The following is a 23,238-nucleotide window of genomic DNA, read 5'->3' on the forward strand; positions in this document are numbered from 1 at the left end:
GTCTCCCGGGTGCAGGGGATGAGGGGACGGATGCCGGCGACACGGCCGGGTCGGGGTCAGGGGTCAAGACGGGCCCTCGGGGGCCGGGGCGGGGTGTTCGGGAGGGCGGCAGAGCACGGCGGTGGCCGTGCCGCTCAGTCGCAGGGGGCCGGCGGAGTGCGGCAGGGCGAGCACGTCGCCGCGGGCGAGTTCGTGGGCCCCGCCGTCGGCGGCGGCGAGGTGCCCGATGCCGTCGAGCACGACGAGCACGCCGAACCCGCCGGGGACGTCCACTGCCTGCTCCTCCGGCGCCCGCAGGAGGTCGGCGCGGAAGAAGGGCGCGGCCTCGGGCACGAGCAGCGGCCGGGGGCTGCGGGCCGGCTCGGCGGACAGCGCGGCGGGCATGCGCAGAGCCCCGACCTCGGCGGCGCTCAGCGGGGTGCGGCGCACGGCCTCCAGAGCGACGTCGAAGCCCAGCCCCAGGTGGCCTTCGCGCGGGCCGTCGAGGGCGTAGTCCCGCCAGTCGAGCAGGATGGAGAAGTCGGTGGGCTCCTGGACCTCCAGCACGAACGCGCCGGCTCCCAGGGCATGCGGCACGCCCGCGGGCACCAGGACGGTGTCGCCGCGCCGCAGCGGGACCTCGTGCATCCGCGACAGCAGGCCCTCGGTGTCTTGGCGCTCGACCAGCTCGGCGAGTTCCTCTCGGTCCACGGGCACGGAGAATCCGAGGTGGACGGTGGTGTCGTCGTGCGCGTCGAGCACGACCCAGGCCTCGGTCTTGCCGTGGCCGCAGGAGAGGTGGCGCCCGGCGAAGGAGCGGTCGGGGTGCAGGTGGACGGGCAGGCGCTCGCCGGCGTGCAGCAGCTTGGCCAGCAGCTCCGGCTGCGGCCCGTAGCGCTCCAGGTGCGTGTGCCCCAGCCAGCCGCGGGGATCGGCGGCGATGGCGTCGCGCAGCAGCGTGCCGTCGGCCATGCGGCTGAGCCCCTCCGGTGCGGCGCCGAAGCGCGGCGTCGCGGACGCGAGCCACTCCTCGGGTGAGCGCTCACTTCGGGCGGGGCCGCCACGCAGAGCGGCGATGGCCGCGCCGCCGCGGTAGAAGTGGTCCATCACCGCGACGGGCATCCGCTGTGGCCCCATGCGCTCCTCCCCCAGGTAAGACAACGTTGTCCCCAGTACAGTGATCCGGGCCACGTGGATATGTCAAGATGTGTTCTGACATTCGTGCTGGTTGCAGTGGGTTCACAACGCTTCGTGCCCCCGGATCGCGGGGGATCGGACGGCGGCAAAAGACAACGTTGCCTCGCCGCTGGGGATGGAGTAGCTTGACGGCACCGATGACGCCGCAGCGGGCGATGCAGCGGCGCGTACCGGGGCCGCGCCGCCGACCCGACCGAGGGAGCCCATGACCGACCAGGCCGACGGGCAGGCCCCCGGGCGCCGACCCACCATGGTCGACGTCGCGCGAGCCGCCGGGGTGAGCCTCAAAACCGTCTCGCGGGTGGCCAACGAGGTGCCCACCGTGCGCACCGACCTGGCCGAGCGTGTGCGCGCGGCAATGTCCGAACTGGGCTTCCAGCGCAACAACGTCGCCGCGAACCTGCGCAGCGGCCGCACGACCGCCACCATCGGGCTGATAATCCGCGACCTGGCCAACCCGTTCTACTCCACGATCGCCGCCGCGGCCGCGACCGTGGCCGAGCGCTTCGACACCCAGCTCATCACGGCCAGCTCCGGCTGGGACCCCGCACGCGAGCGGGAGCTGGTCCTGGACCTGTTCGAGCGCCGCGTCGACGGGCTGATCGTGGTGCCCACCGGGGGCGACCAGTCCTACCTCCGCACCGAACTCGACCGCGGCACGCCCGCGGTGTTCATCGACAGCCCGCCCAGCGGATGCCGGGCCGACACGGCCCTGCTCGACAACCGCACCGGCACCCGCGACCTCCTCCGCCGGCTGCTCGCCGAGGGCCACCGCGACATCGGGATGATCACCGACACGCTCAACGACTACACGATGAGCGAACGCCTGGCCGGGGCGCGCGAGGCGCTCGTGGAGGCGGGGATCGACGGGGGCCGGCACGCCGCCCGGCTCTACTCCGACAATCCGCGCAGCGCCGGCGACGCAGTAGCCGCGATGCTCGACGCCCCCGATCCGCCCTCCGCGCTGTTCTGCGGCAACAACCGCATCCTGCTCGGCGCGGTCGAGGAACTGGCGCGGCGCCGCGCCCGGCTGCGGCTGGCGGCCTTCGACGACTTCGAGTTCGCGCCGCTGCTGCCCCACCCGGTGACCGTGGTCGGCTACGACACCCGCGCGCTGGGCCGGCTTGCGGCCGAGATGCTCTTCCAGCGGCTGAACTCACCCGGCGCCGAGCCGTCGAACTACGTCATCCCGACGTACCTGGTGGATCGGGGCATGGAGCTCACCGGGGATTGACTTCCTCCCCCTCCTGAAGGACATGGAGCGAAGATGACACGAGGCAGAGACATTCCTGCGTCGAACCGGGAGAAGTGCCGGTTGCCTGCCGGATTCCTCCCCGGCCACAAGGCCGGGGCATCCTCCGGGAAGTCAGGTGACGGCGGCCGAGCGGCGGGCCGGATGCGGCCGCGCGGGCATCTGCCTGCGGGGCGCGGGACTACCGGGCGGATGCGGCGGGCCCTACTGTGGCATGCGTGACGAACCACGGAACGGCTGGGCACCGCGCGTCCGAGGAAACGCTGATCCCGGTGCCCGCCGGGGAGTTCGTGTTGCGTGACGAGGCCGCCAAGCGGGACCGGCCGGTGTCCCTGGAGGCCTTCGCCATCGCGGCGCACCCGGTCACGCGGGAGCTGTACGCCGCCGTGGCGGGCGAGGCCCCCGCGGACGGCGGGGCGCCGCGCGCGCCGGTGTCCGATGTGTCCTGGATCGACGCGGTGCGGTTCTGCAACCTGCTCTCCCGGGCCGAGGGATCGACGCCCTGCTATTCGGGCGAACCGGGGCCGGACGGCCTGGGGATCGCCTGCGACTGGACGGCGTCGGGCTACCGGCTGCCCACGGAAGCGGAGTGGGAGTACGCGTGCCGGGCGGGCGACCCCGGTGTCCGCTACGGAGAGTTGGACGATATCGCCTGGCACCGGGGCAACTCCGGCGGCGGAGCGCGCGAGGTGGCCACTCGGGCGCCGAACGCCTGGGGCCTGCACGACACGATCGGCAACGTGTGGGAGTGGTGCTGGGATCTCTACGACCCGCGTGTCTACGGTCCCTACCGCGTCTTCCGCGGCGGCGGCTGGAACGATCTTCCCCGCGGCTGCCGCGCCTCGTGCCGCCGCAAGAGCCATCCCGCATTGCGCACCGACGACCTGGGCTTTCGCGTCGCCCGGACGGGATAGGCGTCCCGAAGGCCCGGGGGAACCGCCGTCACCGCAGCAGACTGCGGCAACGGGGTGACCGGCGCCCGACGGTCCCGAGAGGTTCCCCGCGGCCGTCCCAGCGGGCGACGCCGACCAGGCCCGAGACCTGCTGCGAGGTGTAATAGGGCTGGTCGTCGCGGGGGAGCCGGTCGGACACGGACACGTGCACGATGCCGGGCGGCACCGGTGACACGTCGTCGAAGAATCGCCTGATCTCCTCCTGATTGCGCACCCGCAGATCGGCGCTGGAGGCGCGGTACTCGTCGGGTCGGGGCTGGTGTCGGACTCGGCGTGGCTGATGACCAGGTAGGAGCCGGGGGCCGGGTGCTCCAGGTGGCGGCGCACCAGCTCGTAGGGCCGCTGGTCGTCGGTGACGGAATGCAGCAGGGCCGGCATCAGCAGCCCGACCGGGCGGTCGGGGTCGATGCGCGAGGTGAACTCGGGGTGGCCGTAGATCGCTTCGGGCTCGCGCATGTCGGCCTGGACGACGCCGGTCAGCTCCGGGAGTTCGGCCGGCAGCGCCTCGGCGTGCACCCGAACGGCGGGGTCGTAGTCGACGTAGACCACGCGCGGCGGCCGGGTGAGGGGAGCCCCGGCTCACGGGCACCCGGCCGCCGCGCCCGCGGTCACACCCCTGTCAGTTGGCTGTAGATCTCGTTGGCGCACAGCACCAGGAACAGCCCGCCCGCGATCGCCAGTCCGATGTTGCTGACGATGCCGCTGCGCCAGGGAGCCGGCGTCCGGCGCGTGTTCAGCAGCCACATCAGGGTGAAGGCGAGGAAGGGCATGAACGCCGCACCGAGCACGCCGTAGACGATCACCAGGGTGATCGGCCGGTCGAACAACAGCAGCAGCATCGAGGGGAACGTCAGCCACAGCAGGAAGGCGCGGAACGCCCAGCTGGACTCCCGCTCCTCCACAGGCCGCTCGGTGTGCCCGCGGATCTTGCCCACGAAGTCGGCGAACATCAGGCTGACGCCGTGCCAGACCCCCAGGAGCGAGGAGTAGGCCGCGGCGAAGAAGCCGATGAGGAACACCACCGAGATGAAGGTGCCGAAGCGCTCCTGGAGCACGTCGGCGAGCTGGACCAGGCCCTCGTCGCCTTCGGTGAGCGCGATCTGGGCGCTGTTCAGCAGTTCTGCGCCGACGATCAGCATCGCGACGACGAACACGCCGGTGGTGATGTAGGCGACGCGGTTGTCCAGGCGCATCATCCGGATCCACCCGGCGTCGTGCCAGCCCTTGGCGTTGACCCAGAAGCCGTAGGCCGCCATGGTGATCGTGCCGCCGACGCCGCCGATCAGCCCGAGGGTGTAGAACAGCGAGTCCGGCGGGGTGGTCGGCACCAGTCCCGCGGCCAGGGATCCCAGGTCGGGCAGCAGGAAGATCGCCAGCCCGACGACGGTGACGAACAGGATGCCGATCAGCACGGTCATCACCCGCTCCAAGGCGGGATACCGGTTGAACCAGACGAAGGCCAGGCCCGAGAGCCCCGCCAGGATCGCGAACACCCACAGCGGGACGGCGGGGAACAGCGCCTGCAGCGGTAGCGCCGACGCCGACATGGCGGTGGCCCCGTAGACGAATCCCCACAGCAGGATGTAGGGGCCGAAGAAGACGAACGTCCACACGCCCATGCCGCGCCAGCCGTCGAAGATGCTCTGGCCCGAGGCCAGATGCCAGCGGCCGACCGCCTCGGCCAGCGCGATCTTCACGATGCAGCCGACCACGACCGCCCACAGGAGCGTATAGCCGAACCGCTCCCCCGCCACGAGGCTGGCGACCAGGTCGCCCGAGCCCACGCCCGTGGCCGCGACGACGATTCCCGGGCCGATGAGCCTCCACCGGGCTTTGTACTGCTCCTGCTGCTCCTGTTGCGCCACAAGTGCCCCTTTCCGGGTGATCGCTCCGGGTGATCATGCCGCGGCATAGTGAGATTCCACGACATTCGCCCCAACCGGGGCAACCCGTGCAGGGCTCCTGTATTCGGTGAATCGGAAGGAATCGGGGGGCGCCCGCTCCGCATCGACGCGGATGCGGATACGGACGTCGAACCGCTCTATCCCCCGCGCAGATGATCGCGCAGGCGGCGGGCCGCGCGGCCCATCAGGGCCTCGGCTGCGGGCTGGGCGGCGGCGGGCACGCGGGAGGCGGTCAGGGCGGCGACGGCGAACGCCTGGCCGTCGTCGTGCTCGACGACGCCGAACTCGTGGCGCAGGTTGAGCAGGGTGCCGGTCTTGGACGACCACCGGGCGGCGTCGGAGGCGAAGTCGGGAGCCAGCCGCTGGCGCAGCACATTGGCGCCCATCAGCTCCCGCACCCGCCCTGCCACCTCGGCGTGGACTGCCGAGGGACGCCACAGCGCCTGCAGCAACTCCACGAGCGAGCGCGCCGAACCGGAGTTGGCGCGGGTCGTGTCGAGCAGGGCCAGGTCGTGACCGCGCCCGGGGGTGCCCGCCTCGATGGCCAGCGTGTGGGCCAGGTGGGCTTCGTCGGAGTCGAGGCGCTCGGCCGGGGTCGCGTGGAGACCGCTCAGGGGGTGGCGGACGGCCAGGCCGCGCAGTCCCGCCGACTCCAGCCAGCGGGCGACGCCGGCCGGGGGAGTCAGCCCGAAGAGCGCGTCGGCGGCGGAGCTGTCACTGAGACAGGTGCTCAGGTAGACGAGGTCCTCCAACGCCACCCACGCGGGGTGGCGGAACCTGGTCAGCCCCAGGGGGCCGGGAGTGGTGATCCGTCCGGGCTCCACCCGCAGGGTCCGGCCCGGGTCGAGTTCACCCCGGCGCACCCGCTCCAGCGTGGCCGCCGCCAGCGGCACCTTCACCAGCGACGCGACAGGGAAGACGAGGTCGGGTTCGATGCCGATCTCCTCCCCGGTGTCCAGGTCGCGCACCAGGAAGCAGCCGTGCAGGCCGCCCTCGTCGAGTTCGCGGCCGATCTCGCGGATCAGGGCGGCCTCGCCTCCTGCGAACAGGCTCACCGCGCCTCCTCGGGATCGGCGGCGCCGAGGCAGCGGGCCAGCCCCTCGGCCAGGTCGCGCTCGATGCGCTCGGCGTCCTCGCCGTCCGCGGCCGCGACGGCGTAACCGCGCACCGGGTCGACTCCGCCCGCCGGTCGCCAGTGCAGCCCCAGCTCACGCGCCTGGGCGGCCGAGCAGAGCAGCAGGTCGGCCGAGTCCAGCACCTGCGCGGCGGCCGCGGTGAAGGCGGATGCCACCGCGACCTGGGCGGGCTGAAGGCCGACCGACTCTCCGAGCCGGCGGATGCGGTCGCGGACGTGGGGCACGTCGTCCTCGGGTTGGATCCACACACGGCGCCGCTCCTCGACGTCGCCCCGGCCCACTCGCAGCGTCTCCAGATGGATGGCAGCGGAGCGCGGCTCGGCCCTGGTGGCCAGTCCCAGCGGGACCGTCCAGGCGGCCTCGTCAGCGGGTACGGCGGCGACACAGGCGCGCACCTGCCGAGCATGCAGCAGGTCGTCGCGCGCCGGCGGCGGCGCGGGGTGCAGGTCCAGGTGGATTCCCCGCCGCAGCGCGGCGGCGCCGAGCAGCGCCAGCTCACGTGTGCCGCAGACCTCCGGCACGGCCAGTCGCAGCGGCGCGAGCCTGGCCCGTTCGGCGTCGTGCTCCATCGCCTCGGCCAGGGCGACCAGCCGCCGGGCCGAGGGCAGCATGTCGCGGCCGAACGGCGTGAGGACGGCTCGGCGGGCCGAGCGGTCGAACAACCGCCCGCCAAGATGCCGCTCCAGCGCAGCGATGCGGCGACTGGCGACCGGCTGGGGTATGCGGGCGGCCGCCGCGCCGAGGGTGAAGCTGCCGCGCTCGCTCACGTGCACGAAGGCGACGCAGGATCCCACGAGGTCCATGAGCACAGCCTATGCCGGAATCGCATGGGAGTAGCCGTTTCCGTCTTCGACAGCATCGGGCGGTGCGGCCAGACTCTGGCTCGTGGCCGCCGTGCGGCGGCCTCCCGCTCGCGTGCCGGGCGGTGCCGAGGCCGCCCGTCTCCTGGCGGTCCGCCCGGTACCGGACACGGACGCGGCGGCGGCTCCCATGACAGGAAGGCTTCGTCCATGACCATCCGATTCCGCAGGGGCGCAGGGCTGACCGCGGCCGCCGTGCTCGCACTGATCCCGCTCTCCGGCTGCGCGGGCGACTCGGCCGCGGCCCCCACCGCGACGCCCGCCGCCGCGTCCGGCACGGCGCCCGCCGCCGCGTCCGGTCCTGCGCGGGGCGAGTACGTGCCCGACTTCAAGCACCTGGAGAAGGAGTACGACGCCACGCTGGGGGTCTACGCGCTGGACACCGGTTCCGGCGAGGCCGTCGCCTACAACGCCGACGAGCGCTTCGCCTACGCCTCCACGCACAAGGCGTTCTCCGCGGGCGCGGTGCTCGAGCAGACCCCGATGGACGAACTCGACAAGCACATCACCTACACCGAGGACGACCTGCTCGACTACGCCCCGATCACCGAGAAGCACGTCGAGGAGGGAATGGAGCTGCGCGAGGTGATCGACGCCGCGGTGCGCTACAGCGACAACACGGCGGCCAACCTGCTCTTCGAGGAGCTGGGCGGGCCCGCCGGCCTGCAGGAGGCGCTGCGGGAGATCGGTGACGAGACCACCAGCGTCGACCGGATCGAGCCGGGCCTCAACGACTGGGAGCCCGGAGACCTGCGCGACACCAGCACGCCGCAGGCACTGGCCACGAGCCTGCGCGCCTACACCCTGGGCGACGTCCTGCCCGAGGAGAAGCGCGAGATCCTCGTGGACATGATGCGCCGCAACACCACCGGGGACGACGTGATCCGCGCGGGTGTCCCCGGCGACTGGACGGTCGGCGACAAGACCGGGAGCGGCGCCTACGGCACCCGCAACGACATCGCCGTCCTGTGGCCCCCGCAGGACGACCCGATCGTCGTAGCCGTGCTGACCAAGCGCGACACCTCCGACGCCGAACGCGAAGACGCCCTCCTGGCCGAGTCGGCCGAGGTCGTGGCGGACGTCCTGGGCTGACGGCCGCGATCGCCCGGGCGGCGGACGACCGCCCCGCCCGCCCGGGCGATCGCGTACCGGCGGCCGTGCGATTCCTCGGAGCGCGAACGACGCGGGAAACCCCGGCTGTGATCATTCGAAAACCGGGTGTTATGCTCGATCCTCCGCCGGATCGAGGAAAGAACGCCGATGCGCGCATCCCCCCACGGATCCGAGGGCCGCGGCGCGGCGGGCCGAAACGTGCCCGGCCGATCGCGCACACCGTCCGACCAGAGCAACGACACCGTCGTTTCCGGCGGGTACGTGGGCGCCGTCGTGCAGGCGGGCACCGTCCACGGCGACCTCCACGTGCATTCCCCGTTCGCACCGGGAATCCCGCGCCAGATTCCGCTGCGGCCCCGGAATTTCACCGATCGGGAAACCGAATTCGACCGGCTCGACGCGGCCGCCAGCGCCGCGCGCGAGGACGGGTCGCCGCGCGTGGTCGTGTTGAGCGGTCCGGGCGGGGTGGGGAAAACAGCGCTGGCGACGGGTTTCCTGCACGCCGCCGCCGATTCCTTCCCCGACGGTGCGCTCTACACCGACCTGCGCGGGTTCGCCGGGGGCGGCCCGGTCGATCCGGCCGGTGTTCTGGACGGCTTCCTGCGCACTCTGCACACCGACCCCGCCCGGATCGCGCTGGACCCCATGGGGCGCGCCGCCCAGTTCCGCTCCTTGACGGCGGGGCGCCGTATGGCGTTCCTCCTGGACAACGCCGCATCGGCCGCGCAGGTGCGCATGCTCCTGCCGGGTGCGGGCGCCCACATCGTCCTGGTCACCACGCGTCTGCGACTGGCAGGGCTGGCCGCCGACGGCGCCGTGTCCGTGGCGGTGGAGCCGCTGGGCGAGACCGCCGCCGCGCGCTTGGTGGAACGGATACTGGGCGCCGAGCGCGCCCGCGGCGAGGCCGATGCGGTGCGGCGGCTCGTCGGGTTGTGCGGGCGGCTCCCTCTCGCGCTGTGCGCGGCCGCGAGCCCCCTATCGTTGCGCCCCCGGCAGAGCGTCGGCCACCTCGCCGACCGGCTTGCCGACGAGCGTGACCGCCTGGCGCGGCTCAGCCGAGAGGAGGAGTTGTCGGTGCGCACCGCATTGGACGCCTCCTACGCCGCACTGAGCGATCCGGCGCGGCGGCTGTACCGCGGTCTCGGTCATGCGGCGGGGCCCGACGCCTCGCTCCCCGCGATGTCCGCGCTGCTGGACGCCGAGCCCGCGGACGCCGAAGAGGCGGCGGACGAACTGGTTTCGGTCCACCTGCTGGAGGAGCACACCGCCGGCCGTTATCGGCAGCACGACCTGAACCGCCTGCACGCGCGACGATTGCTCGAGGATGAGGAGTCCACCGCCGAGCGCGGACAGGCCCGGCGGCGACTGATCGACCACTACCTGGACTCTGCCGTCGACGCCGACGCCGTGCTCAATCCGGGGCGCTGGCACCTGGGATCCCGCTACTCGGACCGGCGCGGCGGCGAGCGCTTCGCCGACCGGGGTTCGGCTCTGGTCTGGCTGGAGAGCGAACTGGCGAACCTGAGCGCCTGGGTCGCGGCCTGCCGCGCCGATGGCCCGAGCGAGGTGAGCTGGCAGTTGTGCGAGGCGCTGCGCACCCTGTTCGTGCAGCGCAAGCACTTCGACACCTGGGCGACGACCTATACGGCCGGGCTGGCCGCGGCGCGCGACCTGGACGACCCGGCGGCTCAGGCGTTCATGCTCGACGGCCTGGGTGTGCTGCGGCTGCACCGGGGCGAGGCGGCGGCCGCGCGCCAGCCCCTGAACGCCGCCCTGGAGATGTGGACGCGCGCCGGCCACGACCTCGGTCGGGCCTCGGCGCTGGAGGACGTCGGGGTCGCCGAACTGGCCATGGGCGCACCGGCGGCGGCCGCGGAACGCTTCGCATGGGCGATGCGGATCCACGAGCGGCTGGGGCGCCGCCGCGGCATCGCGCTGATGCGGCGCCGCATGGGCGAAGCGGCCCGCGACCGCGGCGACGGCGTGGCGGCGGAGGGGCACTTCCAGGCCGCGCTGGAGTACTTCACCGAGGACGACGAGCCCTACATGCGACTGCGGACCCTGGTCGGGCTCGCGGCCTGCCGCCGGTCCTTCGACGCGGACGCCGGCGGGGCGGCGGCCGAGGCGCTGCGCATCGCGACCGCCCTGGGCGCCGATGCCGAGATCGCCGGCATCAACGTGCTGATGGCCGACGCGGCCGCCGCCGAGGGGCGCACCGCCGACGAGCGCGAGCACCTCAGCACCGCATCGACCATCTACAGCAGGCTCGGGTCTCCCCGAGCCGAAGAGATACGGCGACGGATCGCCGCCCCGCCGCCGCCCGGAACCCGGTAAGCACCCGCCCCGGCCACGCGCGACCCAGCTCGGCGGTGTCCAGCCCCGCCGCCAGCCAGGTGTGGACGAAGGCGCCGAGCACGCGGGCGTCCCAGGCCGACCGCGCGGGCAGCGCGGCGGTGCATCCGTCGGCGAGGACGGCGGGATCGGACCCGCCTACGACGAGGACCCGGCGGGCGGGGCCACGGCAGGCGGCCCCGCCGGCGCTCCCGTGCGGCGGTGCCGCCCCCCGTTCCGCCGCGCCGGGCGGAGGGAGCGAGTCGGGGCGCCGGACCGAGACGACGTCGGCGGCCAGCAGCCACGGCTGCTCGGCGTCCTCGGCCGCCCACACCTGGTCGTCCGCGAACAAGTGCGGCGGGGAGCCGGTGGCCGGGTGCAGCGCCACATCGGTGTGCACGCGGGCGCGGACCGGCGCGCTCATGCGGCCCGCCTCTCCGCCTCGGCTCCGCCGGGCCCGTGGGCCGCCGCGGGACCGTAGTCGAGCACGTCCGGGACGGGCAGGTGGTGCACAGCGGGCGGGTGAGACGGCTCCGTGCGGTCCATCAGCTCGTAGACGCACACGCGCAGCAGCTCCGCCGAGCGGCCCGGCGCGGAGGTGAGGAGCCCGGCGATCGCCGAGCCGTGGGCGGGGTCGTGGCGATCGACGGCCCGCTCGATCTGCCCGCGCACCCCGCCTCGGGGATCGAGGGGGCGGGCGCGCCGGTAGAGCTCGGCGACCTGCGAGCCGGGGACGACGTCGGTGAGGTCTCCGGCCGCCAGCAGCGTCGGGCGGTTCAGGGCGGCGCCGTAGCAGGTCACGGCACCGTTGTCGCCGATGACGGCGTCGGCGGCGACCAACGCGGCCTGCCAGGAGGCGTCGGGCGCGAGCAACCGGAGCCCGGCGCGTCGCGCCTCGGCCAGCCAGGCGGCGACTTGGCGCCTGCCGTGCGCCGACCAGACGGCGGGGTGCAGCACCGCGGCGATGACGTGGTCGCCGCTCAGTTCGGCGGGCAGGCGGGTGAGGAGTTCCGGACAGCGGCCCGCGAGGCCGGTGCGCCCCCAGGTACTGGACAGCACGAGCAGGCGCTGGTGCTCACCGACTCCGAGGGCGCGACGGTAGGCGCTACGCAACGGCGCGCTCGCGAGCATGCGGTCGTAGCAGGGGTCGCCCACGACGCGGCAGACGCCCGCGGCTTCGGGTACCTCGCGGGCGACGATCGCACGCTGGCGCTCGTGGGCGAGGCCCATGACCGCGGGCGCCACCCGGCCGTAGCGCACAAGCGCGCCGGCCACCGCCCCGCCCACGGGTCGGCGCGCGGGCGGGCCGTACCCGGGGCGGCGCGGGACCAGCTTGGACATGCCGACGCCGTGCGGCACGACCAGGACGGGAGCCCTGACCTGCTCAAGTTCGCCCGTGTGGGCCGCGATCGCCAGGTCGTACCGGTAAGCCCGCGCCCGTTCCCACGGCAGCACCAACCCGTCCAGCCGGCGGAGGTAGTCCGCGCCGGATGCGGAGAACTGCGAATCGTTCTCCACGGCCGTGTACATCAGCTGCACCGCCGGGTCGGCCTCGATCACCGGCGGGACGATGTCGGCCAGGCGGTCGCCGCCTTGCCAGGACTGCACCATCGCCAGCACTCGGTGCTCGACCGGCCAGGTCAAGGGGGCGAGCGGTCCGGTGTCCCCCCATCTGCCCGAGGCGTCGCCGCATGCGCTGCATTCGTCGCCGACCACAGTCTCCTCCCATCGCCGTAATCGATCTGCTGAATCGATAGTGGACGGGGGAGTTTGCGTGCGGCCTTGCGGATACCTGCGGAACCTTGCAAGCGACTGCAGGAATTCCTTGCACTGCAGGCCGGCCGCAGTCTTGAGAGGCGCACGGGCACGGGAGACCTGCGAGCGCATCCCGCCACCGGTTCAGTTCATGAAGATCCACCCGAATACGAAAACAGAGAATGAGCATACATACAGCAGGAACACGAGTCCACCCATATCTGGCATGGCGGAGGCTTACAAAGGCCCCCGGAACACGGAAGGAAATTCACCGTCACAGACCAGACCGGCCCGGACTCCGGACCGCGCCAACAGCTCGCACTCCCATGCGAATGATCTTGACTTGCGGAGATGGTAGCAGGTCGGGGCGATGGCCGCAGAACCCGACAAGACAGCGCGAAGCCCCCGACACCGCCGACACCTTGGTTTTCTCCGACTTCCGAATTAAAGGGCGATAGATTCGGAGTGTCCGAGCAAGTCGATCTTCAGACGGATTGACCGCTCTTGAGGCGATTTCAGCGCCCGCGCAATCGTCAGCGCCCGCCCCCAGTGGGTGCGAGCCTCGGCACCGCGCCCCTCTCGGATGCTCAAATCGCCGAGTCGGTCGTGCGCCCCTTGCTCCCAGGATGCCGATACTCCGCGTCCTGCCAGCTCACGCGCGTTCTGGTAGTGGAGTCGCCCGTCACTGTCCCGCTTCAGCGCGACCGAGGCGTCCCCCAGAGCGAGCATGAGTTCGGCTTCAAGAGCACGATCCCGAAGCCGCCCCGCGGCACTGGACGCCTGCCGCAGCGTCTCCTGCGCCTCCACGGCCCGTCCGCAGGCGACCAGTGTCCGGCCGAGCCCGACTTCGGCCTGGATCGCGTTGTGATCGTCGCCCAACTCTCGGAACAGGTCCCTCGCGGCCGAGAAGTGGTCGACAGCATCGCCGTACTCCTGCCGGTACAGCGCGACCTCGCCGATGTTGTTCGACGCCTGCGCGGCCGCCCTCCTGTCACCGACATCCAGGAAGAGGGCGCGGCTCTGCTCGCACATACGTTGAGCATCGCGGTGGTAACCGCGCTCCAACAGGAGCAAGGCGGAGTTCACCATGGTCCGCGCCTCCATAGGGCGTTCCGCGGCGGCTCGCCAGATGCCCAGCGCCTCCTCGAAGGCGGCCTCGGCCGCGTCGTAGTCCCCGGTCCTCGTGCGGCAGATACCCAGGTGGTCCAGCGCCAAGGCGCAACCGCGCAGATCGCCGGCGGTCCGGTACAGCCGCAGCGCCTCCTCATGCTCGGCGACGGCGTCGAGGTTCCGAGCCGCGTCGCAATGGACCAGCCCGAGCTGGTCCCGCGCCCACGCCTCCCCCGTCACGTCGCCCTGGCTCCACCACTGCGCCAGCGCCGCCTCGGCGTTCTCCTCGGCGTCGTCCAGGCGGCGCAGCCGCCGTTGCAAGCAGCTGAGCTCGAAGGCCGCCAATGCCGTCGTGCCCTCGTCCTCCTGCTCGCGGCACAGCTCCAGGCAGGCGGCGAGGTCGTGTTCAGCGTGCTCCCACGCGCCGTCGGAGTCGTTCAGGCCGGCTATCGCCAAGGGCAGGCGCACGGCGTAGCGGCGCACGTCGGAGGAGTCGGCGAACTCGCCGTCGCGGGCGGCGGCGATCGCGGCGGTGATCGCCTGGTACTCCTCCTCGAACCAGCGACGGGCCTCGGCGGCGCCGGAGAACGGAGGCGGCGGTGTCGAGGCGCTCGGCCGCTCCCGCGCGCGGCGGCGCTCGGGGTGCACGGTCCGGTCGGCGGTGTCGCCCGCCGACCAGTAGTGATCCAGGAGCCGCAGCAGCGCGGCGCGCCGCTCCTCGACGGGCAGCAGCTCCGCGGCACGCAGCCGGGCGAACTCGTGGAGCAGTCCGTGCACGCGGTATCGGCCGGGGGCGGTCTCCTCGATCAGGTTGGTCTCCAGCAGTTCCTCCGCCGCCGACTCCGCCACGGCGGCATGCGGCGTCCTGTCGTCGAGCGCGGCCGCGAGCGCCGACAGCGACAGCTCCGCGGCCGGGTGCGAGCCGACCCGCAGGAAGGCGGCACGGGCGGCGTCCCCGAGCGCTTGCATCGACATCTCGAAGACGCTTGCCACGTCGTGGCTGAAGGACCGCATCTCCGCCAGCCCGTTGCGGGCGATGCGGTCGGCGACGTGGCCGGGCGTCCACGCGGGGTGGCGGCGCAGTCGGGCGCCCGCCACCCGCAGCGCGATCGGCAGGCGTCCGCACACGGCCGCAACCCGCCGCACGTCGGGGTCGCCTTCGCCGTCCGGCCCGAGGCCCGCGAACGCGGCGAGCATCCCGGCCGCCTCGGACTCGGTCGGCTCGAAGAGACGGAGGTGATGCACACCGTCGAGTTCCGTCAGCTGCCACCGGCTCGTCACGAGTACGACGCAGCCGGGCGTGCCCGGTATGAGCGGGGCGACCCGCCCGGGTGCCGCGTCGTCGAGCACGAGCAGGACCCGTCTCCCGGCCAGGCGGCTCGACCACAGGGCCGCGCGCGCCTGGGTTTCCGGAGGGATTCGCTCGGGATCGACCTCCAACTCGCGCAGCAGCGTGTGCAGCGCCTCGCCCGGCTCGGTCGGAGCCTGCCCGGGGCTGTGGCCGTGCAGGTCCAATCGGAGGCGGACGTCGAAATCGTCGCGCAGGAGGTGGGCGGCGCGGACCGCGAGCGCCGTCTTACCGACACCGGCCATCCCGCTGACGACCGCCACCGTCGTCCCGCCCGGCCTTTCCGAGGCGCGTGAGAGGATCTCGGCGAGTTCAGGCCCGCGCGCGGTGAAGTCGCCGATGTCGCGGGGGAGGCTGTCGTGAACGCGGGGCGCCGCTGGAGCGGCGGGGGCCGGCGACGCCGCTGCGGCCGGTTCGGCGTTCGCTCGGGGCGCGCCAGACGACTCGGCGGAGCCCTCCGCGTCCCGGGATTGGTCTGCCAGCACTTGTTGGAAGGCCGCCTGAGCGGGGCCGCCGGGGTTGTTGCCCTCCTCTGCGAGCACACTGCGCAGCCGGTGGTACACATCCGCGGCCTCGGCATGGCGGCCGCTGCCCGCCAGTGCCTCCATCAGCAGCGTGGCGAGCCGCTCGTTGTTGGGGTGCCGCGCGGCCGTCTCGGACACGGAGGCGATGACGTCGTCGTAGTGTCCGATCCGCAGGCACGACCGCGCCCAGCTGTCCACCAGGAGGAGCCGGGTCTGGTTCATCGACGCGCGGTGTCCGTGGATCCAGTCGCCCGGGATCTCCGCAAGCGGCTCCCCCTCCCACAGGCTCAGGGCTGTGGAAAGCAGCACGACGGCGGTGCGGTGGTCGCCCGACTCGGCCAGGTCGCGGGCCTGGCGGCGGAGGTTCCGTACACGGTGCCAGTCGACGGCGTCGGGGGCGATCTCCAGGGCATAGCCGTGGGGCAGCTTGCGGAGCCCGACTTCCGAACCCGCCGACTCCAGTCGCGAGCGGATACGGGCGATGCAGGAATACAGGCTGGAGCGCACCGAGGCCGAAGGCGAAGGGCCCCAGATGCGCTCGACCAGCGTGGCGGTCGGCACCGCTTTTCCGGCGGACAAGGCGAGTACGGCGAGTATCGAACGCTCTTTCAGAGTTCCGGCGTCGGCGACCCGACCGTCGACCAGGACGCGCACCGCCGGCCCGAGCAGTCGGATCTCCACGGGCCACCACTCCTCCCGCCGACTATGGTCACACCTGAATTCGAGTCAAGCCATACATAAACCATTGATCCTTTTCGGAGACACGAGACAATCCTTTCGGGCTGCCCTTGCGGCGATACCATGAGCCAGTCTGCGCGCACCTGCGGACAGTCGGCGACTGCCTCAACACAGCACCCGGAATTATCGGCCTCCGGCGATAAAATGCATAGTCGAATTCATGTTCCGATGCACGTGAATCGCTCACGCAGCCACCGTGTTGCCGCAGCTGCGGCATGCCGGGACGGTGCCATGCGCCTTCCGGACGCATGCGCAGAGCCCTCGGATCGCTCCGAGGGCTCTCGCGTACTCCGGGGGCTACAGTTCGGTGCGGCCGACGCCGCCGAGAGGCGCCCGCCACTCGTCAGTGGGGAGCAGCAGGCGGCCGCCGTCGCCGCGGCGCTGGACCCACCGGGCCCTACCGGCGGGCGGAACCGCCGGTAGGGGCGTCCTCGGCCGCGGAGGACTCGGCGTCCGCCTGCTCGGCGGCGTCCTTCTCCGTCGACGACGCCGGGTGGATCGCGGCGAGGCGTTCACCCTCGATGTCCACGTCGGGCAGCAGGGCGTCCAGCCACCTGGGCAGCCACCAGGCCGCGCGGCCGAACAGGGCCATCACCGCCGGCACCAGGGTCATCCGGACCAGGAACGCGTCGAACAGCACGCCGACCGCCAGGACGAAGGCGATGGGCTTGACCATCTCGTTGTCGCTGAACACGAACGACGCGAACACGGTGACCATGATCGCCGCCGCCGCGGTGACGACCCGGGCGCCCTGGCGGAACCCGGTGGCCACGGCCTCCTGCGCGTCCCCGTTGTGCACGTAGTCCTCGCGCATCCGCGAGACCAGGAACACCTCGTAGTCCATCGCCAGCCCGAACAGGATGCCGATGAGCAGTGTGGGCATGAACGCCAGCAGCGTCGACGAGGACTCCACCCCCAGCAGTTCGGCGCCGTGGCCCCACTGGAACACCGCCACCGTCACTCCCAGCGCACCGCCCGCGCTGAGCACGAAGCCCAGGGCCGCCTTGACCGGCACGACGATCGAGCGGAACACCACCGCCATCAGGACCAGGGCGAGACCGATGACGACCGTGAGGAAGACCGGCAGCGACTCGGCGAGCCTCTCGGACGTGTCGATGGCCGTGGCGGTGGCTCCGGCGACCGTGATCCGTGCCCCGATCTCCTCGTCGATCTCGTCGGAGAGCCCGCGCACGTCGTGCAGCAGATCCTCGGTCGCGTAGTCCGAGGGCCCCGACTCGGGCACCACGGAGATGATCGCGGTGTCCTCGACGTCGTTGAGGTGGGGCGGCATGACCTCTTCGACGCCCTCGACCTCCTCCAGGCGCTCGGCGACGTCGTCGGCGGCGCCCGGGGTGTCGGACAGGCCGGTGAGGTCGGCGACCACCGCCAACTGGGCGGAGTAGCCGGGGCCGAACTCCTCGCTGATGATCTCGTAGGCCTGGCGCTGGGTGGAGTCCTTCGGGCTGGTGGCGTCCGTCGGCAGCCCCAGGTGCAGGTCGCGCACCGGCACCAGCGCGACCACCAGCACCGCCAGCACGGCCAGAACCGTCGCGAGCGGGTGACGCGTGACTGAGCGCACCCACCGCGTGCTCATCGGGCGCTCGGTGCGCATCGCCGCGTCGGCACGGCGGCCCAGGAACGGCAGGCGGCCGGCGGCCACGCGGCGGCCGAGGAAGCCCAGAAGGGCAGGCAGCAGGGTGATCGACAGCAGCACGGCGATCACGACGGTCACCATCGCGGCGATGCCCATCATCGTCAGGAACGGGATCCCCACGACGGACAGCCCGGCCAGCGCGATGGCCACGGTGGCGCCGGCGAAGACGACGGCGCTGCCCGCGGTCCCGATGGAGCGCGCCGTCGACTCGGCCGGGTCCATGCCCTCGGCCACCTGCTTGCGGTGGCGCGAAAGCACGAACAGCACGTAGTCGATGCCCACGGCGATGCCGAGCATCAACGCCAGGATCGGCGCCGTGTTGTTGAGTTCCACCAGCCCCGTCGCCGCATACAGCAGCGCCATGCCCAGGCCCACGCCCAGCAGCGCCACCATGATCGGCAGCCCGGCGGCGACCACCGCGCCGAAGTTGATCACCAGGATCACCAGGGCGGCGACGACGCCGACGGCTTCGCCCGAACCGACCTCGGGCGGCGACATGGAGATGGCCTGGCCGCTGAACTCGACGTCCATGCCGGCGTCGCGCGCGCTGTCGCCGGTCTCCAGGATGGCGTCGACGGTCTCCTGGTCCACGGAGTCGCCGGGCTGGGTCAGCTGCACACGCAGCATCGCGGTGGTGCGGTCGTCGGAGATCTGGGGGATCCGATCGAGGACCTGCTCCTCGTCGAAGGCCGGCGACTCCTCCTCGACCTTCTGCAGGGCCTGCTCCTCGGCCTGGGGCAGCTGCTCGGCGATGATCCGATCGCGGTCGGGCGTGCCGGGCGGGACTTGCGACTCGACCCGCTCGCGCGCGGTATCGAGCGCGTCCTCCTTCGCGTCGGCGATCCCCTCGCGGTACTCCTCGCGCGCATCGCTGAGCGACCCGTGGGGGCTGATGACGGACTCGACGCCGTCGACGTCCTCCAGTTCGGCGGCGGTGTCGCGCACGGCCTCGGCGTAGGTGTCGTCATGGATGACGTCGCCGCCGTCGGCCGCGCGCAGGACCGTGGTGACCGTGCCTCCCATGCCGTCGAACCGCGCGTCCATCAGGTCGGTGGCCTGGTCGGACTCGGTCCCGGGCACGGTGAAGCTGTCGTTCATGGGCGCGCGGAACTGGACGGCGGCGCCGATGGCGGCGACCAGCACGACCAGCCACACGGCCACCGTCAGCCATCTCCGGCGGTACGCGAATCCGCCCAGGCGGTACAGCAATCGGGCCATGCTCGCTCGTCCTCTCGTCCCCGTCCGATCGTCCGCGGCCACCTCATCCGGTCCCGATGAAGCGCCGTGCGGAGGAGGATGAGAATCCGATGAGAGTCCGCCGCCGGCGGGGAGATCGTCGTCACGCGACTGCGCGGAGCCGGAGGCCTCGGGGGTGCCGGCCTCCTCCAGCGGCGGGAACTCCAGGCGCACCGTCGTGCCGTCCTCGGGCGAGGAGGTGAAGACCGCATCGCCGCCGTGGCCGCGCATGACCGCCCGGACGATGGGCAGTCCCAGCCCGCTGCCGGGCCGCTGCGAGGACGAGCCGCTGCGGTAGAAGCGTTCGAACACGAACTGCGCCGTCTCCGCGGCCACGCCCGGCCCGGCGTCGCTGATCTCCAGCACCACGCGCCCGTCGACGCGGCGCAGGGCGGCACTCGCCGGGCTGGACGCGGGCGTGTGCACGCGCACGTTGGCCAGCGCGTTGGCGACGGCCTGGCGCAGTTCCTGCTCGTCGCCCAGGACCAGGCCCTCGGCGGCGATGTCGGCGCGCCATTCGCGTTCGGGCTGGGCGGCGCGGGCGTCGGCGACGCTGTCGGCGACGAGGCGGCCGAGCTCGACCACCTCGCGCCGCGGCTCCGGCCGCTCGTCCAGGCGCGCCAGGTACAGCAGGTCGTCGACGATGGCGGCCATGCGCTCCGACTCCTGCTGGGAGCGGGTGATCACGTCGGGGCGCCGGGCCACGTCGACGACTCCCTGGGCGACCATCTGCAGGTAGCCGCGGACCGATGTCAGCGGGGTGCGCAGCTCATGGGAGGCGTCGGAGACGAAGCGGCGCAGCCGCTCTTCGGAGGCCTCGCGGGCGTGCAGGGCCGAGCGCAGCCGCGCCAGCATGCGGTTGATGGACAGGGTAAGCCGGCGGGTTTCGTCGGCGTCCGCGGCCTGCGGTGCGGGTACGCGGCGTTCCAGGTCGCCCGAGGCGATGGCTTCGGCGGTGTCGACGACGTCGCCGAGGGGCAGCAGGCCGCGTCTGATCACCGCCGCTCCCACGACCAGCGCGACCAGTAGCATCACCGAACCCGCCAGCGCCTCGACCGCGACCAGGCGCTGGACGGTCTCGTCGACCGGCGCCATCGGCTCCCCGATGAGCGCGACGGTGTCGTAGGAGGGCAGGTGCACCAGTGCGACGCGGTAGTCGGAGCCGTCGCGGTGGACGGTGAACGGGCCGGTGGGAGCCGAGTCGATGTCGATGTCGCGAAGCAGGACGGGCCCCGCTCCCTGGAGCCGGTGGATCCGGGCGCCGGGCGTGCCGGGGGTGCCGCCCTCGGTGAACTCGACGATGAAGTCGCTGGGGGCGCGTACCTGCTTGACCAGGTCGGCGGGGTCGTCGGCGAAGATGTCGGCTTGGCGGGCGCGGGCGAACTCGGCGGCGATCTCGATGCGCTCGTCGACGCGGTCGAGGAGGTAGGAGCGCAGGAAGGCGGCGCTGAACACGGCGACGGCGGCCAGGGCCAGCGCCATCAGGACGGCGTTGACGGCCACCATGCGGCCGCTCAGGGTGCGGGGGCGGAGCCGGGGGCCGCTCATGTGTCCCCGTACGTCCGCAGCACGTAGCCGAAGCCCCGCTGGGTCTGGATGAGGTTGGGTCCGAACGCTCCGAGCTTGCGGCGCAGGTAGCCGATGTAGGTGTCGACGATGTTGGATCCGCCGGTGTAGTCGGCGCTCCAGACCGCGTCGATGATCTGGCCGCGCGAGAGCACGCGGCCGCGGTTGAGCATCAGGTAGCGCAGCAGCTCGAACTCGGTGCGCGAGAGGCTGACGGGGTGGCCGGCGCGCTGGACCGTGCAGGCCTGCTCGTCGAGTTCGACGTCGGCGAAGCGCAGCAGGGTGTCCTGCGGCTCCTGCTCGGGCGCTTCGGGCAGGATGCGGCGCAGTACGGCGCGCACGCGGGCCAGCAGTTCGTCGATGTTGAACGGCTTGGTGACGTAGTCGTCGGCGCCGAACGTGAGCCCGGCGACGCGTTCGCTGTGGGCGTCCTTGGCGGTGAGCAGGACGATGCCCACACGGGGCAGGGAGCGGCGCAGCGTGCGGCACACCTCGAAGCCGTCGCCGTCGGGCAGCATGACGTCGAGCACCACGAGGTCGGGCCGGTGCGTGTGAGCGGCGGCGTAGGCCTCGGCCGCGGTGGCGGCGGAGGACATCTCGAAGTCGTGGAACTCCAGCACGGTGGTCACCATGTCGACGATGTTGGGCTCGTCGTCGACGACGAGGATCCTGGGTCTGGTCATCGGCCGTCCAGCGAATCCGAAGCGGATGAGAAGAAGATGAGAGGCGGCGGGGGGCCGCTCCCGTGAGACCCGCGGCGCGGGCAGGACACACAGGACATTCTGCGCACCACCGAGGTTGATCTTGTACCTATGGTCACATGTGACCGCTCACAGTGACTGCAGGTACAAGATCAACGCCATCAGGCGCGCGTCAGGTGTCGGGGGGCGTGACCGGGCCGTCGTTCGCGGGAATGCACGGACGAATTCCCGTAATACACGTCGGATTTTCCGGCCGACCGCAAGGCCATACCGGAGCCCGGAAAAGCGAACCGAATATGCGAATCGGTTGACTCCGACATCGAAGCGCAAACAGAATCGGTACGTCACCCCGGACGCGGAATCCAGCGCGTGTCCGGATATTCCGCATTGAGTACTTCGGAGTTCTTATGCGCCTGTTCTCGGCCGCTCTCTCCGCCACAGCTCTGGCCGGTGCCCTGGTGATGGCCACCTCCGGAACAGCCCAGGCGGCGACCGGCGACGTCGTCGTCTTCAAGACCGAACTGGAGCGATTGGACACCTACGAGAATCCCCCGGACGGGGCCTGTTACTCCCTTCCCGGAACCGCCCACGTCCTGCTGAACCAGACCGACTCGGTCGTCACCATCCATTCCGAACCCGGCTGCATGTTCCCCGGGGTCCCGGTCCAGCCCGACCACGGGTGGCACGCACCGGCGAGCGGACTCACCGGACCCTTCAGCTTCTCCATCGGCTGAGAACCCGCATCTCCCCTGGAACCCGTTCCCCGCCATGCCCCCCGGCGGGGAACGGGATCACCCTTTTCCGGCGGGGTCCGGCTGAACGTCGGCCGCCCCCTGCTTCGGCGAGGCCCCTTGAACGGCGCGGCCTCCGCTCAGCGGGAAACCCGCTTCCCGGAACCGTGGACCACCGCTCACGCGGGGACGGCACCGAGCCGGGGCGTGGTGGCGGTCCCGCTGGAGAGTTCCTCAGCGTCTAGCAAGGCCGCCGACCGTGGATCGTGTAGAAGACCGGGGAGCAGGCGCAGAAGTCGGGGTGGCTCAGCAGGTCGCGCACGCGGGAGAGGTCGGAGTCGGTCATGCCCGCGGCGAGGAGAGCGTTGCGCAGATGGTGGGTGTGGTGGGCCTGCAGGCGGGCGCCGGGGGAACCGGCGCGCCACCGCTCCACGTGCGGGTGCGGTTCGACGTCGGCGAACCCGGCCCGGCGCATCGCCTCGGCCGCTCGCGCGCCCCAGGCCGGGTCGGCGCCGGCGGCCTTCAGCGCCTGGAGCTTGGCCCGGTGGAACCGTGCGTAGAGTTCGGCCGCCGCGGATGTGGCGGGAGCCGGCTCCGGCTCCGGCCCCGGCTCCGGCCCCGGCTCCGGCTCCGGCGTCAGCAGGCCCGGTGCGTGGGTGGCGTCGAGTTCGTCGAGTTGCAGCCGGCCTCCCGGGCGCAGCGTGCGCAGGAGTCGGGCGAGCACCTGCTCGCGCTCCGGCAGGTGCATGAGCACCAGTCGCGCGTGGACCAGGTCGAAGGCCTCCTCGGGAAGCGGGTCGCGCGCGATGTCGTGGCGCAGCACCGCCATACCGGCCTTCTGCGGCATGCGCACGGGCTTGACGTCGGTGATCACCACCCAACCGTCGGGAGCGACGCGCTGGGCCAGCCACACCCCGACGCTTCCGCCGCCGGCCCCCACCTCCAGGCACCGCCAACCGGAGCCGACACCCGTCTGGGCGAGACGCTCGGTGGTCGTCGGATCGTAGGCCGCGGCCAGGCAGCTGTGCTGCTCGCCGGCGTGGTCGCTGTCGTTGTCGAAGGCGTAGGCCGTTCCGCTGTCCGGCGCCGCCTCCCCCGGCGCCTCCGGAGCCGCCCCTACCGCTGTCTCCGCCGCCTCTGCCACGTCTCC

General features: G+C 72.3%; 16 protein-coding genes and 1 pseudogene. 5 read left to right on the forward strand and 12 right to left on the reverse strand.

Going from position 1 to position 23,238, the window contains the following annotated elements:
- Window positions 1-63: 63 nt before the first annotated feature.
- A complete protein-coding gene (locus LP52_RS13785; RefSeq protein WP_052809821.1) occupies window positions 64-1,116 on the reverse strand; it encodes a class I mannose-6-phosphate isomerase in 1,053 nt (350 codons plus the stop codon).
- Between the two features lie 265 nt (window positions 1,117-1,381).
- Between LP52_RS13785 and LP52_RS13790 the strand changes: the two genes are divergently transcribed.
- Both LP52_RS13790 and LP52_RS13795 read left to right on the forward strand, forming a co-directional pair.
- Complete coding sequence (locus LP52_RS13790; protein ID WP_040273879.1) at window positions 1,382-2,410, forward strand: LacI family DNA-binding transcriptional regulator; 1,029 nt, start codon at window positions 1,382-1,384, stop codon at window positions 2,408-2,410.
- A gap of 236 nt (window positions 2,411-2,646) precedes the next feature.
- Window positions 2,647-3,342, forward strand: a complete 696-nt coding sequence (locus LP52_RS13795; protein WP_394298203.1) for a formylglycine-generating enzyme family protein — start codon at window positions 2,647-2,649, stop codon at window positions 3,340-3,342.
- A 28-nt stretch (window positions 3,343-3,370) separates the two neighbouring features.
- Here LP52_RS13795 and LP52_RS27765 read toward each other — a convergent pair whose 3' ends face one another.
- The 5 genes and pseudogenes from LP52_RS27765 to LP52_RS13820 all read right to left on the reverse strand — a co-directional run bounded on the left by LP52_RS27765 (window position 3,371) and on the right by LP52_RS13820 (window position 7,224).
- Window positions 3,371-3,595 carry a hypothetical protein gene (locus tag LP52_RS27765; protein ID WP_040273881.1) on the reverse strand — a complete coding sequence of 75 codons (225 nt, stop codon included), beginning with the start codon at window positions 3,593-3,595 and terminating at the stop codon, window positions 3,371-3,373.
- A 41-nt stretch (window positions 3,596-3,636) separates the two neighbouring features.
- Window positions 3,637-3,930, reverse strand: a pseudogene (locus LP52_RS28970) (SAM-dependent methyltransferase); the annotation flags it as partial.
- A 59-nt stretch (window positions 3,931-3,989) separates the two neighbouring features.
- A complete protein-coding gene (locus tag LP52_RS13810) occupies window positions 3,990-5,246 on the reverse strand; it encodes an Nramp family divalent metal transporter (RefSeq protein WP_040273884.1) in 1,257 nt (418 codons plus the stop codon).
- A gap of 176 nt (window positions 5,247-5,422) precedes the next feature.
- Window positions 5,423-6,340, reverse strand: coding sequence for a serine hydrolase (locus LP52_RS13815; protein WP_238580916.1), 918 nt, complete (start codon window positions 6,338-6,340; stop codon window positions 5,423-5,425).
- Entirely contained in the window at window positions 6,337-7,224 is an 888-nt protein-coding gene (locus LP52_RS13820) for a LysR family transcriptional regulator (protein WP_040274036.1), read from the reverse strand. Before LP52_RS13820 ends, LP52_RS13815 begins: the two co-directional genes overlap by 4 nt.
- 207 nt (window positions 7,225-7,431) lie before the next feature.
- On the opposite strand from LP52_RS13820, the gene bla reads away from it, so the two are divergent.
- Window positions 7,432-8,373 carry a class A beta-lactamase gene (gene bla, locus LP52_RS13825; protein ID WP_040273886.1) on the forward strand — a complete coding sequence of 314 codons (942 nt, stop codon included), beginning with the start codon at window positions 7,432-7,434 and terminating at the stop codon, window positions 8,371-8,373.
- Window positions 8,374-8,541: 168 nt separating this feature from the next.
- Window positions 8,542-10,728, forward strand: coding sequence for an ATP-binding protein (locus tag LP52_RS13830; RefSeq protein WP_084723174.1), 2,187 nt, complete (start codon window positions 8,542-8,544; stop codon window positions 10,726-10,728).
- Here the strand turns inward: LP52_RS13830 and LP52_RS27300 are convergent.
- The 5 genes from LP52_RS27300 to LP52_RS13855 all read right to left on the reverse strand — a co-directional run bounded on the left by LP52_RS27300 (window position 10,631) and on the right by LP52_RS13855 (window position 21,339).
- A complete protein-coding gene (locus LP52_RS27300; RefSeq protein ID WP_157036327.1) occupies window positions 10,631-11,149 on the reverse strand; it encodes a hypothetical protein in 519 nt (172 codons plus the stop codon). The two genes, LP52_RS13830 and LP52_RS27300, sit on opposite strands and share 98 nt — an antisense overlap.
- Complete coding sequence (locus LP52_RS13840; RefSeq protein WP_157036328.1) at window positions 11,146-12,369, reverse strand: hypothetical protein; 1,224 nt, start codon at window positions 12,367-12,369, stop codon at window positions 11,146-11,148. Before LP52_RS13840 ends, LP52_RS27300 begins: the two co-directional genes overlap by 4 nt.
- 555 nt (window positions 12,370-12,924) lie before the next feature.
- Window positions 12,925-16,143, reverse strand: coding sequence for an AfsR/SARP family transcriptional regulator (locus LP52_RS13845; protein WP_040273890.1), 3,219 nt, complete (start codon window positions 16,141-16,143; stop codon window positions 12,925-12,927).
- Window positions 16,144-16,597: 454 nt separating this feature from the next.
- A complete protein-coding gene (locus LP52_RS25790) occupies window positions 16,598-20,638 on the reverse strand; it encodes an MMPL family transporter (protein WP_238580917.1) in 4,041 nt (1,346 codons plus the stop codon).
- Window positions 20,635-21,339 (reverse strand): response regulator transcription factor, encoded by a 705-nt coding sequence (locus LP52_RS13855; RefSeq protein WP_040273891.1) that lies wholly within the window; start codon window positions 21,337-21,339, stop codon window positions 20,635-20,637. The genes LP52_RS25790 and LP52_RS13855 overlap by 4 nt, the downstream gene beginning before the upstream one ends.
- A gap of 425 nt (window positions 21,340-21,764) precedes the next feature.
- Here LP52_RS13855 and LP52_RS13860 point away from each other — a divergent pair, with 425 nt between their 5' ends.
- Window positions 21,765-22,091 (forward strand): hypothetical protein, encoded by a 327-nt coding sequence (locus LP52_RS13860; RefSeq protein WP_040273893.1) that lies wholly within the window; start codon window positions 21,765-21,767, stop codon window positions 22,089-22,091.
- A gap of 238 nt (window positions 22,092-22,329) precedes the next feature.
- On the opposite strand, the gene LP52_RS13865 is transcribed toward LP52_RS13860, so the two are convergent.
- On the reverse strand, window positions 22,330-23,232 hold the full coding sequence (locus LP52_RS13865) for a class I SAM-dependent methyltransferase (protein WP_052809823.1): 903 nt from the start codon (window positions 23,230-23,232) through the stop codon (window positions 22,330-22,332).
- Between the last annotated feature and the right edge of the window lie 6 nt (window positions 23,233-23,238).

The organism is Streptomonospora alba (assembly GCF_000826685.1).
GTDB classification, from domain to species: Bacteria; Actinomycetota; Actinomycetes; order Streptosporangiales; family Streptosporangiaceae; genus Streptomonospora; species Streptomonospora alba.

Bases quoted from the DNA above. Each gene is read 5' to 3' on its own strand.
- LP52_RS13785 (WP_052809821.1), bottom strand. From the start codon at position 1,116: ATGGGGCCACAGCGGATGCCCGTCGCGGTGATGGACCACTTCTACCGC.
- LP52_RS13790 (WP_040273879.1), top strand. From the start codon at position 1,382: ATGACCGACCAGGCCGACGGGCAGGCCCCCGGGCGCCGACCCACCATG.
- LP52_RS13820 (WP_040274036.1), bottom strand. From the start codon at position 7,224: ATGGACCTCGTGGGATCCTGCGTCGCCTTCGTGCACGTGAGCGAGCGC.
- bla (WP_040273886.1), top strand. From the start codon at position 7,432: ATGACCATCCGATTCCGCAGGGGCGCAGGGCTGACCGCGGCCGCCGTG.
- LP52_RS13830 (WP_084723174.1), top strand. From the start codon at position 8,542: ATGCGCGCATCCCCCCACGGATCCGAGGGCCGCGGCGCGGCGGGCCGA.
- LP52_RS27300 (WP_157036327.1), bottom strand. From the start codon at position 11,149: ATGAGCGCGCCGGTCCGCGCCCGCGTGCACACCGATGTGGCGCTGCAC.
- LP52_RS25790 (WP_238580917.1), bottom strand. From the start codon at position 20,638: ATGAGCGGCCCCCGGCTCCGCCCCCGCACCCTGAGCGGCCGCATGGTG.
- LP52_RS13855 (WP_040273891.1), bottom strand. From the start codon at position 21,339: ATGACCAGACCCAGGATCCTCGTCGTCGACGACGAGCCCAACATCGTC.
- LP52_RS13860 (WP_040273893.1), top strand. From the start codon at position 21,765: ATGCGCCTGTTCTCGGCCGCTCTCTCCGCCACAGCTCTGGCCGGTGCC.